The following is a 14893-nucleotide window of genomic DNA, read 5'->3' on the forward strand; positions in this document are numbered from 1 at the left end:
GTCGGCGTTCTCGTACAGATCTCCAGGAAGGCATTCATCCGTGTCCCCTTCTTCGCTGCACCTCGCCGTCGCCCTCGACGGCACCGGCTGGCACCCCGCATCCTGGCGCGAACCCGTCGCACGCCCCCGGGACCTGTTCACCGCCGGGTACTGGGCCGACCTGGTCGACGAAGCCGAGCGTGGGCTTCTCGACTTCGTCACCTTCGAGGACGGGCTCGGCCTGCAGTCCTCGCACTACGGCGAGTTGGACGGCCGCACCGACCAGGTCCGCGGACGGCTGGACGCCGTCCTGATCGCCTCCCGGATCGCGCCCCTGACCCGGCACATCGGGCTGGTGCCGACCGTGATCGCCACCCACACCGAGCCGTTCCACATCTCCAAGGCGATCGCCACTCTCGACTACGTGAGCACCGGCCGCGCCGGCCTGCGAGTGCAGATCTCCGCCCGTCCGCATGAAGCCGACCACTTCGGCCGCCGCACCTTGCCGTCGCTCAGCCTGCGGGAACTGCAGACCCCGGGCGGGCAGGAGCGGCTGACCGACCTCTTCGACGAGGCCGCCGACCACGTCGAGGTCGTGCGCCGGCTCTGGGACAGCTGGGAGGACGACGCAGAGATCCGGGACGTCGCCACCGGCCGTTTCATCGACCGCTACAAACTGCACTACATAGGCTTCGAGGGCAAGTACTTCAGCGTCAAGGGCCCCTCCATCACACCCCGCCCGCCGCAGGGCCAGCCGCTGGTCACCGCCCTCGCCCACCAGACGGTCCCCTACCGGCTCGTCGCCCGCCAAGCCGACGTCGGCTACGTCACCCCGCACGACGCCGAGCAGGCCGGCGCGATCGTCGCCGAGATCCGCGCCGAACAGGAGACAGCCGGGCGCGCCGATGAACTGCTGCACATCTTCGCCGATCTGGTGGTCTTCCTGGACGACGATCAGGCCGCCGCGGAGGACCGGCGCGCACGCCTCGACGCACTCGCGGGGGAGCCGAACATCAGCGACGCCCGGATCTTCGCCGGCACACCCTCTCAACTGGCCGACCTCTTGCTCGAGTTCAGCGAGGCGGGGCTGAGTGGCTTCAGGCTTCGTCCAGCCGTCACCGGACACGACCTGCCGGCCATCACCCGCCGACTGGTCCCCGAACTCCAGAGCCGAGGCGCCTTCCGTACCGCCTACGAAGCCGACACGCTCCGCGGCCTGCTGCGTCTGTCCCGCCCCGCCAACCGTTACGCCGCCGCGGCCACCGCCTGAGCCGGAAGGACCACACCGACATGACCAGCAAGCCGCTGAAGCAGATCCATCTGGCCGCGCACTTCCCGGGCGTCAACAACACCACCGTGTGGAGCGACCCGCGGGCCGGCAGCCATATCGAGTTCAGCTCGTTCGTGCACGTCGCGCAGACCGCCGAGCGCGCCAAATTCGACTTCCTCTTCCTCGCCGAGGGGCTCAGGCTGCGCGAACAGGGCGGGAAGATCTACGACCTCGACGTCGTCGGCCGCCCCGACACGTTCACCGTCCTGGCCGCGCTCGCCGCCGTCACCGAGCACCTCGGCCTGACCGGCACCATCAACTCGACCTTCAACGAGCCCTATGAGGTGGCGCGCCAGTTCGCCAGCCTCGACCATCTCTCCGGAGGCCGCTCCGCGTGGAACGTGGTCACCTCCTGGGACGCCTTCACCGGCGAGAACTTCCGCCGCGGCGGCTTCCTTCCGCAGGAAGAGCGCTACTCCCGCGCCAAGGAGTTCCTGGCCACCGCGAACGAACTCCTCGACTCCTGGCACGGCGACGAGATCATCGCAGACCAGGCGACCGGCGTCTTCCTGAGCGACGCGAAGGCCGGCTCCTTCGCCCACACCGGCCGGCACTTCGACATCCACGGTCAGTTCAACGTCCCGCGCTCGCCACAGGGCCGTCCGGTGATCTTCCAGGCCGGCGACTCCGACGAGGGGCGCGAGTTCGCCGCCTCCAGCGCCGATGCGATCTTCAGCCGGTACGCCACCCTCAAGGAGGGCCAGGCGTTCTACACGGACGTCAAGAGTCGCCTCGCGAAGTACGGCCGCACCCACCATGATCTGCTGATCCTGCCCGCCGCCACCTTTGTGCTCGGCGACACCGACGCCGAGGCCGAAGAACTGGCCAAGGAGGTTCGCCGACAGCAGGTCAGCGGGGCCACCGCCATCAAACATCTGGAGTTCGTCTGGAACCGGGACCTGTCGGCCTATGACCCGGACGGGCCGCTGCCCGACATCGACCCGAATGTCAGCGACGACCACATCTCCAAGGGCCGCGCCCAGGTGCGCATGTACCGCGACCCACTCGCCACCGCGCGCGAATGGCGCGAGCTGGCGGCCGCCAACAACTGGTCCATCCGCGACCTGGTCATCAGCACCGGCAACCGCCAGACCTTCATCGGCTCCCCGGCCACCGTAGCCAAAACCATCAACGACTTCGTCCAGGCCGACGCATCGGACGGCTTCATCCTCGTCCCGCACATCACCCCCGGCGGACTCGACCCGTTCGCCGACAAGGTCGTGCCCCTGCTGCAGGAGCACGGCGTCTTCCGCACCGAATACGAAGGCACGACCCTGCGCGACCACCTCGGCCTCGCGCACCCGGACGACGTCCAGGGCGAGCGAGTGGCGTCGTGAAGTTCATCGCCATCACCCTGATCGTCCATCGACCGGACCCGCTCACCGGGGTACAGAAACCGACCCACGACCGCTACCGCGAGGTGCTCGACAACGCGCTGCTCGCCGAGGAACTGGGCTTCGACGGCTTCGGCGTGGGGGAGCGGCACGAGCGGCCGTTCATCTCCTCGTCCCCGACCGTCGTACTCAGCCATGTGGCCGCCCTGACGAAGCGGATCCGCCTGTTCACGGCCGTCACGACGCTCAGCCTGCTGGACCCGGTCCGGGCATACGAGGACTACGCCACCCTCGACCACCTGTCCAACGGGCGCCTCGAACTGATCATCGGCAAGGGCAACGGCGCCGCCCAACGCGACCTGTTCCATGTCACGCCCGAGGACCAGTGGGACCGCAACGCCGAAAGCTACGAGGTCTTCCGGAAGATCTGGCGCCAGGACAAAGTCACCGCCGACACCCGCTTCCGACCCCCGCTGACCGACGCCGAGGTGTGGCCACGGCCCTACCAGCAGCCGATCCGGGTCTGGCACGGCAGCGCCACCAGTAAGGAGTCCGTCGACCTGGCCGCCCGGTATGGCGACCCACTGTTCTCGGCCAACGTCAGCAACCCCATCGAGCCGTACGCCGAATTGATCCACTACTACCGCGAGCGCTGGGAGCACTACGGCCACGACCCGGCGCAGACAGCCGTCGGCGCCGGCACCGCCGGCATCTGCGTCGCCCCCACCTCACAGGAGGCGCTCGCCGCGTACCGGCCGATCTTCGAAGCCAACCTGGCCTTCTTCAAGCAGGCGGGCCTCCCTGTGGTCTTCGAGACCCTGGAGGACTTCGTCGAACGCAGCTCCGCCCTGATCGGCAGCCCACAGCAGGTCATCGACAAGGTGCACCGCTACCACGAGCAATTCGGGCACACCGTGCTCCACGTGCCCGCTGACGCTGGGGGGCTGACGGATGTCCAACACCGCGCCTCCCTCGCGTTGTTTCAGTCCGAGGTCGCCCCCGTGCTGCGCCGCGGGATTCCGAACCCACCGTTCGCCTGGGGCCCCGCGCTTCCCGCATCACCACTCACTCAGGAGCCCACCCGTGTCTGACATCCCCCTCGGCATCCTCGACCTGGTTCCGATCCCGTCCGGTTCGACGCCGGCCGACGCCCTGCGCAACTCCATCGACCTGGCACAGCAGGCCGAACGCTTCGGATACGGCCGCTACTGGTTCGCCGAGCACCATCTCAATCCCGGCGTCGCCGGCACGTCACCCGCAGTCGTCCTGGCGCTGACCGCCTCCGCCACCTCTACCATCCGGCTCGGCTCCGGGGCCGTGCAGCTCGGGCACCGCACGGCGCTGTCCACCGTGGAGGAGTTCGGCCTGCTCGACGCACTGCATCCGGGGCGCTTCGATCTGGGCCTCGGCCGCTCGGGCGGCCGCCCACCGGGCCAGACGTCCTCACCGCAGCCGACGGCGACCCCGGTCGCCGACGGCCGCGCCCCGAACGGTCTGCTCATACCGCCCCGCTTCTCCTTCGAGCATCTGCTCGGCTCACCCCGCATCGCGCTGCAACGCAGGCTGCTCCTGCTGCCGGGCGCCGAGTCACAGGACTACGCCGAGCAGATCGACGACATCCTCGCCCTGCTGGCCGGCACCTACCGCTCACCGGAAGGCGTCGAAGCGCACGTCGTGCCGGGGGAGGGCGCCGACGTCGAGGTGTGGATCCTGGGCAGCAGCGGTGGCCAGAGCGCCGAGGTGGCGGGCGGAAACGGTCTGCGGTTCGCAGCCAACTATCACGTCAGCCCGGCCACAGTCCTGGAGGCGGTGGAGGGCTACCGGTCCTTCTTCCAGCCCTCCGAGTTCCTCGACAAGCCCTACGTCAGCGTCTCGGCGGACGTGGTCGTCGCCGAGGACGACGCAACAGCACGTGAACTCGCCACCGGTTACGGCCCGTGGGTGCGCAGCATCCGTACCGCCGAGGGCGCCATCGAGTTCCCGACGCCGCAGGAAGCGCGCGCCCACGCATGGAACGACGAGGACCGGGCCCTCGTCCAGGACCGCCTCGACACCCAGTTCGTCGGCTCGCCGGGCAGGGTCGCCGACCAGTTGGAACAACTGCAGGAGGCCACGGGCGCGGACGAGTTGCTCATCACGACGATCACTCACGACCATACGGACCGGGTCCGCTCGTACGAACTGCTCGCGGCGGAATGGCACCGACGGGGTCACTCCCGCCGGCAGTGAAGGCCCGCGCCGCCGAACGTCATTCTGGAGATCGGCGACCAGAGGTGCTCGGCGCGGACTTCCGGCATCCGGCGATCCTCGACGCCACCGAGCTGTTCGCGAACCGTGCACGCGACGGTGCCGCCGCCCCGTGTGGACCATCACCTCACGGAGGCGGGCGAGGCACTGCGGGACAGCGCCCGTGTCGCATAGGCCCTGACGTCCGCGTCCGAGTCCGTCGTCGCGGTGGCCAGGGCTGTTCGGGCGTCCTCGACGGCACGGTGGCGGATCAGGGCCAGCACGGCGGCCTTGCGGACATCGGCGTTGAGGTCGTCGGTGAGGGACTTGGCGAGGGCCGGCACGGCCAGGTCGGAGTCCGCGGCGGACAGAGCGGTGGCGGCGCCGGCCCGTACCTGCCAGGCCGGGTCGGACAAGGCCGCCTCGGCGCGTGTGGCCAGGGCGGCCGGGCAGCCCGTCGTGCCCAGAGCCTCGTAGGCGGCCCCACGCACCAGGGCGTCGGAATCGTCGACGAGCGCGGCGAGGGCCGAGCGGACTGCCGTGTCCGAGCTTGTCCCCAGGACAGCCAGGGCCTTGGCGATCGTGACGCGGACCTCGCGGGACGGATCGACGGTCGCCGCGCGGGCCACCTCTGCGGTGGCGTCGACAGAGACGAGTGCGCGCACGGCCGCGACGCGTACGGCGATGTCGGAGTCCGAGAGGGAGTCCGTGAACAACTCCACGTCACCGACCCGCAGGGCGCGCAGCACGTCCAGTGCGGCGGCGCGGACGGCGGGGTCGGCCTCGGACAGGGCGGCGGCGAGGCCGTCACGCAGGGCCGGTTCCGGCGGCAGCGTCTCGACCAGTTCGCGCAGGGAAGCCGCCGCGGCGGCGCGGACGCCGGCGTCGGTGTCGGTGAGCGCCGAGGCCAGTGCTGGCCCGGTGCCCGGCGGCACTGTCTCCGTCAGGACCGCGACGGCCGTCCGGCGCACGCCGGGCTCGGGGTCCGTCAAGTAGGCGGTGAGCGCGGAGAGATCGGGCTCGTCCTCCGCGAGAGAGAGCAGTTCGAGCAGACGGGGTGTGGCCGGCGCATCCGCGTCGGCCCGGGAGTGGGCGACTGTGTCGGCCGGGGTGGGTTCCTGCCGCAACGCCACCGGTGCCGCTTCCCGGGCCCCTGCCGTCGCCACCTGTTCCGGGTGGACCTCGCCGAGGTGCCGGGAGGGGCCGCCGGCCGGGGCGAAGCCGTCGACCGGGACCAGGTAGGGAGCCACCGGACGGGCCGTGAACTCCATCGCGCCGGAGGGCGACTTGTACAGGTCGAGATGGTGGAACCAGGAGGCGTCGTCGCGCCGCGGATGGTCGAGCCGGTCGTGGTAGAGGCCCCAGCGGGACTCGGTGCGGGCCAGGGAGGCGCGGGCGGCCATCTCCGCGCAGTCGCGGATGAACGTGACCTCGGCGCAGCGCATGAGTTCGTGCGCAGTGCGGGCGCCCATCGCCGCGATGTCGTCGCGCATCCGCTCGAAGGCCTCCAGGGCGAGGGAGAGACGGGCGCCGGACTTCGGCGGGGCGACGTAGTCGTTCACGAAGCGGCGCAGTTTGTACTCGACCTGGGGCTGCGGCGGCCCGTCCGCATTGCGCAGCGGTCGGTAGATCATCTCGTGCGCTTCGCGGAGTTGATCGGCGGGCAACTCACCTTCGTAAGACGAATACTGGGAGGCGTCCGCGCCCGCGAGGTCGCCGAAGACGAACGCGCCGATCATGTAATTGTGCGGAACGCAGGCCAGGTCCCCGGCGGCGTACAGCCGGGGGACGGTCGTACGGGCGTGGTCGTCGACGCGGACGCCGGAGGCCGAGTGGCCGCCGCACAGGCCGATCTCGGAGATGTGCATCTCGACGTCGTGGGTGCGGTAGTCGTGGCCGCGGCCGGCGTGGAAGGCCCCTCGGGTGGGTCGCTCGGTCGAGTGCAGGATCGACTCCAGCGCGGAGACCGACTCCTCGGGCAGGTGGCTGAGCTTCAGGTAGACCGGGCCTCGGTCGGAGGCCACCTCCGCCGCGAACTCGGCCATCATCTGGCCGGACCAGTAGTCGGAGTCGACGAAGCGCTCACCGTGCCGGTTCACCTGGTAGCCGCCGAAGGGATTGGCGACATAGGCGCAGGCGGGGCCGTTGTAGTCCTTGATCAGCGGGTTGATCTGGAAGCATTCGATGCCGGTGAGTTCCGCGCCGGCGTGGTACGCCATGGCGTAGCCGTCGCCCGCGTTGGTCGGGTTCTCGTACGTGCCGTACAGGTAGCCCGAGGCGGGAAGACCCAGCCGGCCGCAGGCGCCCGTCGCCAGGATCACGGCACCCGCGCGGATGGTGACGAACGCGCCCGTGCGGGTGTGAAAGCCCACCGCTCCGACGGCCCGCCCTTCTGACGTCAGCACCCGCACCGGCATCACCCGGTTCTCGATGCGGATCCGCTCCCGCATCTCCCGGCGCCGCAGCTGCCGGTAGAGGACCTTCTTGACGTCCTTGCCCTCCGGCATCGGCAGCACATACGAGCCCGAGCGGTGCACCTGGCGGACCGCGTACTCGCCGTGCTCGTCCTTCTCGAACTTCACGCCGTACGACTCCAGCCGCTGCACCATGGCGAAGCCGCGGGTGGCGGTCTGGCGGACGGTGGACTGGTCGACGATGCCGTCGTTCGCGCGGGTGATCTCGGCGACGTAGTCCTCGGGTTCCGCACGGCCGGGGATGACCGCGTTGTTGACGCCGTCCATGCCCATGGCGAGCGCGCCGGAGTGGCGGACGTGGGCCTTCTCCAGGAGGAGGACGTTCGCGCCGTGTTCGGCGGCGGTGAGCGCGGCCATGGTGCCGGCGGTACCGCCGCCGACGACGAGAACGTCGCAGCTCATCTCCTCGGCGTCGGTGAGGGCCGGGATCTGCAGGGGGATGTCCACCGGGATGCCTTTCAAGAACCGAGTGACGTGAGGACTTCGCGCCGCAGGGCGATGCGCGCCGGATCGTCATGGGCGGAGCGGTCGCGCGGTCGCGGTACGTCTCGTACGGCGATGAGGCGGCCTTTGCCGAGCAGGGCCACGCGGTCGCCGAGGAAGAGGGCCTCGTCCACGTCGTGGGTGACGAAGACGACGGTCGCACCCGTGCCCTGCAGAACCCGCACCAGCAGGTCCTGCATGCCGGCGCGGATCTGGGCGTCGAGGGCGCCGAACGGCTCGTCCATCAGGACGGCGTGGGGCGTTCCCGCGAGGGCGCGTGCCAGCTGGGCGCGCTGACGCTGCCCGCCGGAAACGCGGTGCGGCAACTGCCGGGCCTGCTCGGCGAGCCCGACCCGGGCCAGCCACGCCTCCGCCTGCGTGCGGCGTTCGGTGCGCGGCACCCCGCGGATGGCCAGCGGGAGTTCCACGTTGGCCCGCAGGGTGCGCCAGGGGAGCAGGGCGTCCTCCTGGAAGACCAGGGCGCGTTCGGCGGACGCGCCTGCCAGCGGCTGCCCGTCCTGGCTGAGTTCTCCGGAGAGCGGGGGCAGCAGGCCGGCCAGGGTGCGCAGGAGGGTCGACTTGCCACAGCCCGACGGACCGACGACGGTGAGGATCTCGCCCGGCGCGACGTCCAGGTCGACGCCGGCCAGGACGGGGGCGTCGGGGCGGCCCAGCGTGGCGGCGTGGAAGGTGAGCCGGGTGCCGCGTACGGGGGACGATGCCTGCTCCACCGTATGGAGGTCCGGCTTGGTGTCAGACGAGGTGCTCATCGCGTGCCTCCTCGGGGTCGGAGGGCCTGTCGGTGCGTGCGGCAGGGGCGGCCGGCCGGGCGGGCGGGCGCGTGCGCGGTGCCGCCGGCCGGCCTCCGGGTACGTACGACGTACGCGGCAGCCACCGGGTCAGGCGTCGGCCCAGGAGTTCCACCGCAGTGGAGGTGAGCCAGCCGAGGACGCCGATGGTGACCATGCCGACGAAGACGCCCGGGTAGTTGACGATCGTGTAGTCCTGCCAGGTGCGGTAGCCGACGCCGTACTGGCCGGAGATCATCTCGGCGGAGATCACGCAGATCCACGAGACGCCGATGCCGATCGACAGGCCGCCGAAGATGCCGGGCAGCGCGCCCGGCAGGACGACCGAGCCCAGGATGCGCCACCGGCCGCCGCCCATCGTGAGCACGCCCTCCTCCCACACGGGGGTCAGCGCACGGACGGCGTGCCGGGTGGAGACCAGGATCGGGAAGAAGGCGGCGGTGAAGGTGATGAAGACGATGCCCTGTTCGTTGGAGGGGAACAGGAGGATCGCGACGGGGACCAGGGCGATCGCCGGGATCGGGCGGACCACTTCCAGAACGGGGCCGAGCAGGTCCTCGGCGAGACGGGAGCGGGCCACGAGCACGCCCACCACCACGCCCAGCACCGTGGCCAGCAGGAAGCCGGTGAGGATGCGGGTCAGGCTGTCGGTGAGGTCGGTCCAGTAGTCAGGCCCGGAGAGACGGTCCGCGAAGGCGTGAGCGATGTCGGTGACCGTGGGGAACTGCGAGAAGCGCAGCCACAGATCGACGTCCAGGCCGGTCAGGAGCTGCCAGAGGCCCAGGGCTGCCGCGAGGGCGCCCACCCGCAGCGCGTACCGGCCGAGCGGCGGGAGGGGTCGCTGGTCACGGCCCGCTCGCGGCGCGGGCCGGCTCATGCGGCACGCTCCAGGGCGTCGGCGTAGGTGATGACGCGGGCGCCGCCGTGCGCGGAGACGTACGCCTGCGCGGTCGCCGGGGCGACGAACGGCAGGAGCTTCTCGCCGTCGGCCACCCACACCGCCTTGTCGGCGAACCACAAAGTGCCGGTGGTGGCGTCGGGCACGTAGGCGGCGCGGATGCCGTCGTGGTGGGCGGCCACATACCTCAGGAGCTGTGCCGGGGACTTGAAGGCCTTGGTCTCCTCGGCGCTCTGCGGCCACGCCTCACTGGCGGCCGCAGGGGGAGTAGCGGCGAGCTGCTTCGCGTACGACGCCCCCAGGGCCTTCTTCGCGTACTGGTCGTCGACGAAGGAGTCCACGTCCACATCGCCGGTCAGCTTCGCCGCTTTCAGGACCGACACGTCCTGCTTGAGCGCGGAGACGAGTTGCGGCTTGACTGCCGGATCGAAGGTGGAGATGCCGTGGGCGCCGTTGTAGAGGTAGACGACCTCCGCGGGCAGGCCGGTGGCCTTGGCGACCTTCTCGGCGGCGGCCACGGGGCGGGCGCTGAGGTATTCGGTGGCCTCGGCCTGGGCCTTGAGGAAGGCCTCCAGCACGGCAGGACGCTGCTTGGCGAAGTCCTCGCGGGCGGTCACTCCATGGAAGGTGGGCAGGTTCAGCTGAGCGCCGTCGTACAGGGCCTTCGCCTTGCCCTGGAAAGCGAGCAGACCGGGCCAGGCGACGAACTGCGAGAGCGCGTCCGTGCTGCTCGCGGCAAGCGCCGAAGCACCCACGGCGGGCTGCTGGTTGAGCTTTTTGATGCCGTCGTTCGGGTCGATGCCGGCGCGCTGCAGGGCCCGTACGAGGGTGCCGTCGGCGGCGGAGCCCACGCTCGTGGAGACCTTCTTGCCCTTCAGGTCCGTCAGGGAGGTGAGCTTGGAGCCGGGGGCGGTGACGATGGTGTTGAGGCCGCCCCGGAGGTTGTAGCCGGTGACGGAGACCAGGTGGGTGGGCTTGCCGAGCTGCTTGCCGCGGGCGGCGTTGATGAGCAGGGGGAAGTCGCCCATCGAGCCGATGTCGATCTTCCCGGCGGTCATCTGGGCGGTGATGGGGGCGCCGGTGGCGTAGTCCTGCCAGTCGACCTTGTATGTCCTGCCGTCGTGGAGGGAGTTCAGCTGCTTCTCGAAGTAGCCGAGCGAACGGAGGAGCGTCCCCGCGGTGACGGTGTTGATGGTCTTGGACTGGTAGCCGACGGTGACGGTCACGGTGGAGCCGTCACCGCCTGCCGCGGCGTTGCCGCCGCAGGCGGTGAGCGGCGCGAGGAGCAGGGCGGCGGCTGCGGCAAGTGCTGTGCGTTTCACGGGAGGTGTGACCTTTCACCGGAGCAGGTAGGGCATGTTGACCGTGACGGCTCCGGTGGGACAGCGGGCCGCGCACGGGCCGCAGTACCAGCACTCGTCGACGTGCATGTACGCCTTGCCGGTGCTGTCGTCGATGGCGAGGGAGTCCAGCGGGCACATGTCCACGCAGAGGGTGCAGCCGTCGATGCACTTGGACTCGTCGATGGTCACGGGCACGTCGGCCCGCTGGGGTGCCAAGGGCATGGCTGTCTCCAGGGAGGTCGGACAAGGAGGGTGGTCGCGTCAGAGGGAGCGGTGCAGCAGGCCGCTCATCGTGATGCGGTCGCCGCGGAAGCGGATGAACTCGAGATCGACCGGACGGCCGTCGGAGAGGTGGGTGAGGCGTTCCAGCATCATGACGGCGGCGCCCTGCGGGGCTTCGAGGACTGCAGCGGAGTGGGCGTCGGCGTTCACCGCCTCCAGGCTGATCTCCGCGTGGCCGAGACGCCGGCCGGTGAGCGTCTCCAGGAGCCGGAAGATGTCGGTGTTCTCCAGGTCCTGGCCGAGCAGGGCGGTGCCGAGGTCGAGCGGGATGTACGTGAGGTCGAGGGACAGGGGCAGGCCGTTCAGCCGGCGGAGACGTTCGATGTAGAGGACGTCGGCACCGGGCGGGAGGCGCAGCCGGTCGGCCACCGGGGCGGGAGCGGGCACGGGGCCCATGGTGCGGACCTCGTTGGTGACGTGGCCGTGTTCGCGAAGGGTTTCCGCAAGGCCCATCAGGCGGTCCAGGCCGTGGAGGTACTTCTGGCCTACGACGACCGTGCCGACGCCGGGGAGGCGTTCCACCAGGCCCTCGGCTCGAAGCAGCTCCAGTGCCTGGCGGACGGTGTTGCGGGAGGCACTGTAGTCGGCGGCGAGGGTCGTCTCGTGGGGGAGCGCGCCGTCCGGGAACTCCCCGGCCAGAAGCTGGTGGCGGAGCAGGTCGGCGAGCTGGCGTGCCCGGTCGGCGCGCAGCCGTCGCCGCGCACGGTGGGCGGCGACGGTGGTCGCGCCTTGGCCGGCGTGGTCTCGGATGCGGTCCGCGGTTGACATGTTTTGGACCATACCTATCTGGTAGGGAAAGCGGTGTTGCCGGAGTATTGCGCCACCTGACACGCAATCAGCCATCATCTGACCTGGGGTTTTGTCGGACGGACGGGAAGATCTGCCAGTGTGTTCGCCGGTGGCTGGCGGGATCGGGCGGCGCGCCCGCCGCCGCGGGCGCGCTGACTGGACGGCGAGGCCACGGTCACCCCACGCGGTCTAGTCGACGAGTTCGCCCACGAGTTCGGCGACCTGATCCACTTCGATGAGGAAGCCGTCGTGACCGTACTGGGATTCGACCACCCGGACGTGATCCGCTGTTGGGATCCCGGCCGCCAACTCCGCCTGCTGGGACAGCGGATAGAGGCGGTCCGAGTCGACGCCCGCGACGAGGGTCCTGGCTGTCACACGGCTCAGGGCGGCGTGCGTACCGCCCCGGCCGCGACCGATGTCGTGACTGTTCATGGCCTTTGTCAGGGTGACGTAGCTGCCCGCGTCGAAACGGCTCACGAGCTTGGCGGCGTGGTGGTCGAGGTAGGACTCGACCTGGAACCGGCCGCCGTTCCAGGGATCCTCCGTACCCTGCGGTGCGCGGCCGAAGCGGACCTGAAGCTCAGGTTCGCTGCGGTAGGTCACATGGGCCAGGCGACGGGCCAGGCCGAGCCCCGCATGCGGGCCGAGCCCGGGGCCGGCGTCGTGGTAGTCACCGCCGCGCCAGTGCGGGTCGCTGCGAATGGCATGGAGCTGGATGTTCGCCCAGGCAATCTGCTCTGCGCTCGCCGCGGCCGTCGTGGCGAGCAGCAGAAGCGCCCGAGTCCGTTCCGGATGCGATACGGCCCATTCCAGCGCCCGCATCCCGCCCATCGACCCGCCGACGACCAACGCCCAACGGTCGACGCCCAACGCGTCTGCCAAGTCCGCCTCGACGGCGACCTGGTCGCGCTGTGTCAGGAAGGGGAAGGCACTGCCCCAGCGGCGTCCATCCGGGGTGAACGACGACGGTCCGGTGCTGCCCTGACAACCGCCCAGCACGTTCGGAGCCACGACGAACCAGCGGTCCGTGTCGAGCGCGCGCCCGGGACCGATGAGCCCGTCCCACCAGCCGGGAGTGGGGTGCCCGGGCTCGGCGGGCCCGGCGACGTGGCTGTCGCCGGTCAGGGCGTGCAGGACCAGCACCGCGTTCGAACGGTCGGGCGCCGGCCGCCCCCACGTCTCGAACGCGAGCCGCACCCCCGGAAGCTCGCCGCCCACCTCCAAGGGAATCGGTGCGTCACGCTCGTACCACTGGCGACGCCCCGGCGGGTCCCCCTCCCGCCAGGCCCCGGAGGCCGGCGGGAGGGGGACCACGGACGGCGTCACCACGGTGTTCAGGACGCGCCCTTCGCCGCGCGGAACCCTGCCTCCAGGTCGGCCTTCAGATCGGCGAGGTTCTCGATGCCCACCGACAAACGCACCAGGCCGGGGGAGGTGCCGGTGGCCGCCAACTGCTCCTCGTCGAGCTGACTGTGCGTGGTGGACGCCGGATGGATGATGAGGCTGCGCACATCACCGATGTTGGCCAGGTGACTGAAGAGCTCCACCGCGTCCACGAACCGTTTGCCCGCCTCGACACCGTCCCGCAGCTCGAAGGAGACCACGGCACCGGCGCCGCGCGGCAGGTACTTCTGCCCCGCCTCGTACCACTTGCTGGACTCCAGCCCCGCATAGTGGACGGCCGCTACCTCATCCCGCTGTTCCAGCCATTCGGCCAGGGCCTGGGCGTTGGCCGAATGCCGTTCGATACGGAGGCTCAGAGTCTCCACGCCCTGCAGCAGCAGGAAGGCGGAGTGCGGCGAGAGGGCCGGTCCGAGGTCGCGGAGCAGCTGCACCCGGAGCTTCACGGCGAAAGAACCCGGGCCGAGCGCCGGCCAGTACTGCAGCCCGTGGTAGCTGGGGTCGGGCTCCGTGAAGTCCGGGAACCGCTGGGCATGAGCCCCGAAGTCGAAGGTGCCGCCGTCGACGACGACACCCGCGATCGCCGTGCCGTGCCCGCCCAGGAACTTGGTCGCCGAGTGGACGACGATGTCCGCGCCGTGCTCGATGGGCCGCAGGAGATAGGGAGTAGGGACCGTGTTGTCCACGATCAGCGGCAGCCCGGCCGCGTGCGCAACGTCCGCGACCGCTCGTACGTCGAGCACGTTGCCGCGCGGATTGCCCAGCGTCTCCGCGAACAGCGCCTTGGTGTTCGGCCGGATCGCCGCCCGCCAGGCATTGAAGTCGTCCGGGTCGTCCACGAACGACACCTCGATGCCCAGCTTGGGCAGAGTGTGCCGGAACAGGTTGTACGTGCCGCCGTACAGCGACGTAGCCGAGACGATGTGGTCGCCGGAGCCGGCGAGCGTCAGGATCGCCAGGGTCTCCGCGGCCTGCCCGGAGGAGAGCGCTACGGCCGCGACCCCACCCTCAAGGGCGGCGATCCGCTGCTCGAAGACGTCCTGGGTGGGGTTGTGGATGCGGGTGTAGATGTTGCCGGGCTCGGCGAGCGAGAACAGGTCTGCGGCGTGCTGGGTGTTGCGGAACACGAAAGACGTCGTCTGGTAGATGGGCGTCGCCCGAGCGCCCGTGGTCGGGTCAGGGGCGGCCCCGGCGTGGATCTGCTTGGTCTCGAACGACCAGGCCGAGAGGTCGGGCCCGGTGGACGGTTCTTCAGGGGTGTGGCCGGCGGTGACGGAGTCGATGGGCTGGCTCATGGTGGTGCTCCCTTATGCGGAAGGCGGAGATGCCCGCGATACGGCAGATGGAAAGGCGCGAAGGAACCACAGGGCTGAAAGCCGCGACCGGAACGCGGGTGGCGGTCAGCGCAGTGCGGTGGAAAGAGTGGGAAAGGCCGGGCCGGAGGCCGGAGCGCGGACTCAGCTCACGGCAGAACAGAGCGTGGTGGTGACACGCACGTAGTCAACGTGGCGGCGGGTCACGAGCACGGTCATGAGGCCAGAT

At 70.4% G+C, this 14893-nt stretch carries 12 protein-coding genes; 4 read left to right on the forward strand and 8 right to left on the reverse strand.

Features of this window, described 5'->3' with window-relative positions; all coding sequences use genetic code 11:
* Nucleotides 1-40 precede the first annotated feature (40 nt).
* The 4 genes from ACFYU0_RS05225 to ACFYU0_RS05240 are packed head-to-tail and all read left to right on the forward strand — an operon-like array spanning nucleotide 41 to nucleotide 4872.
* Nucleotides 41-1249 (forward strand): LLM class flavin-dependent oxidoreductase, encoded by a 1209-nt coding sequence (locus ACFYU0_RS05225; RefSeq protein WP_389297873.1) that lies wholly within the window; start codon nucleotides 41-43, stop codon nucleotides 1247-1249.
* 20 nt (nucleotides 1250-1269) lie between these two features.
* The gene (locus ACFYU0_RS05230; protein ID WP_389297875.1) at nucleotides 1270-2646 is read left to right on the forward strand and encodes an NtaA/DmoA family FMN-dependent monooxygenase; all 1377 of its coding nucleotides are present in this window, start codon (nucleotides 1270-1272) and stop codon (nucleotides 2644-2646) included.
* The gene (locus tag ACFYU0_RS05235) at nucleotides 2643-3734 is read left to right on the forward strand and encodes an LLM class flavin-dependent oxidoreductase (RefSeq protein WP_389297877.1); all 1092 of its coding nucleotides are present in this window, start codon (nucleotides 2643-2645) and stop codon (nucleotides 3732-3734) included. Before ACFYU0_RS05230 ends, ACFYU0_RS05235 begins: the two co-directional genes overlap by 4 nt.
* The gene (locus ACFYU0_RS05240) at nucleotides 3727-4872 is read left to right on the forward strand and encodes an LLM class flavin-dependent oxidoreductase (protein WP_351663630.1); all 1146 of its coding nucleotides are present in this window, start codon (nucleotides 3727-3729) and stop codon (nucleotides 4870-4872) included. The genes ACFYU0_RS05235 and ACFYU0_RS05240 overlap by 8 nt, the downstream gene beginning before the upstream one ends.
* Nucleotides 4873-5012: 140 nt before the next feature.
* Here the strand turns inward: ACFYU0_RS05240 and ACFYU0_RS05245 are convergent, their stop codons facing one another.
* The 8 genes from ACFYU0_RS05245 to ACFYU0_RS05280 form a co-directional block, all read right to left on the reverse strand.
* The gene (locus ACFYU0_RS05245; RefSeq protein ID WP_389297994.1) at nucleotides 5013-7745 is read right to left on the reverse strand and encodes a fumarate reductase/succinate dehydrogenase flavoprotein subunit; all 2733 of its coding nucleotides are present in this window, start codon (nucleotides 7743-7745) and stop codon (nucleotides 5013-5015) included.
* A gap of 56 nt (nucleotides 7746-7801) precedes the next feature.
* Nucleotides 7802-8596 (reverse strand): ABC transporter ATP-binding protein, encoded by a 795-nt coding sequence (locus ACFYU0_RS05250; protein ID WP_389297879.1) that lies wholly within the window; start codon nucleotides 8594-8596, stop codon nucleotides 7802-7804.
* The gene (locus ACFYU0_RS05255; RefSeq protein ID WP_389297881.1) at nucleotides 8580-9512 is read right to left on the reverse strand and encodes an ABC transporter permease; all 933 of its coding nucleotides are present in this window, start codon (nucleotides 9510-9512) and stop codon (nucleotides 8580-8582) included. Before ACFYU0_RS05255 ends, ACFYU0_RS05250 begins: the two co-directional genes overlap by 17 nt.
* The gene (locus tag ACFYU0_RS05260) at nucleotides 9509-10855 is read right to left on the reverse strand and encodes an ABC transporter substrate-binding protein (RefSeq protein ID WP_389297883.1); all 1347 of its coding nucleotides are present in this window, start codon (nucleotides 10853-10855) and stop codon (nucleotides 9509-9511) included. The genes ACFYU0_RS05255 and ACFYU0_RS05260 overlap by 4 nt, the downstream gene beginning before the upstream one ends.
* 15 nt (nucleotides 10856-10870) lie before the next feature.
* Nucleotides 10871-11098 carry a ferredoxin family protein gene (locus tag ACFYU0_RS05265; RefSeq protein WP_030180763.1) on the reverse strand — a complete coding sequence of 76 codons (228 nt, stop codon included), beginning with the start codon at nucleotides 11096-11098 and terminating at the stop codon, nucleotides 10871-10873.
* Between the two features lie 39 nt (nucleotides 11099-11137).
* Nucleotides 11138-11926, reverse strand: coding sequence for a GntR family transcriptional regulator (locus ACFYU0_RS05270; RefSeq protein ID WP_389297885.1), 789 nt, complete (start codon nucleotides 11924-11926; stop codon nucleotides 11138-11140).
* A gap of 210 nt (nucleotides 11927-12136) precedes the next feature.
* On the reverse strand, nucleotides 12137-13279 hold the full coding sequence (locus ACFYU0_RS05275; protein ID WP_389297887.1) for a homoserine O-acetyltransferase: 1143 nt from the start codon (nucleotides 13277-13279) through the stop codon (nucleotides 12137-12139).
* A 5-nt stretch (nucleotides 13280-13284) separates the two neighbouring features.
* Entirely contained in the window at nucleotides 13285-14646 is a 1362-nt protein-coding gene (locus tag ACFYU0_RS05280) for a bifunctional o-acetylhomoserine/o-acetylserine sulfhydrylase (RefSeq protein ID WP_389297889.1), read from the reverse strand.
* Nucleotides 14647-14893: the final 247 nt, after the last annotated feature.

The sequence above is a fragment of the Streptomyces sp. NPDC003720 genome, from assembly GCF_042875075.1.
GTDB lineage: Bacteria > Actinomycetota > Actinomycetes > Streptomycetales > Streptomycetaceae > Streptomyces.

What these genes read in the sequence shown, in the direction of transcription:
- ACFYU0_RS05280 (WP_389297889.1), bottom strand. Translation starts at nt 14,646, where the DNA reads ATGAGCCAGCCCATCGACTCCGTCACCGCCGGCCACACCCCTGAAGAA.
- ACFYU0_RS05230 (WP_389297875.1), top strand. Translation starts at nt 1,270, where the DNA reads ATGACCAGCAAGCCGCTGAAGCAGATCCATCTGGCCGCGCACTTCCCG.
- ACFYU0_RS05255 (WP_389297881.1), bottom strand. Translation starts at nt 9,512, where the DNA reads ATGAGCCGGCCCGCGCCGCGAGCGGGCCGTGACCAGCGACCCCTCCCG.
- ACFYU0_RS05270 (WP_389297885.1), bottom strand. Translation starts at nt 11,926, where the DNA reads ATGTCAACCGCGGACCGCATCCGAGACCACGCCGGCCAAGGCGCGACC.
- ACFYU0_RS05265 (WP_030180763.1), bottom strand. Translation starts at nt 11,098, where the DNA reads ATGCCCTTGGCACCCCAGCGGGCCGACGTGCCCGTGACCATCGACGAG.
- ACFYU0_RS05250 (WP_389297879.1), bottom strand. Translation starts at nt 8,596, where the DNA reads ATGAGCACCTCGTCTGACACCAAGCCGGACCTCCATACGGTGGAGCAG.
- ACFYU0_RS05245 (WP_389297994.1), bottom strand. Translation starts at nt 7,745, where the DNA reads ATGAGCTGCGACGTTCTCGTCGTCGGCGGCGGTACCGCCGGCACCATG.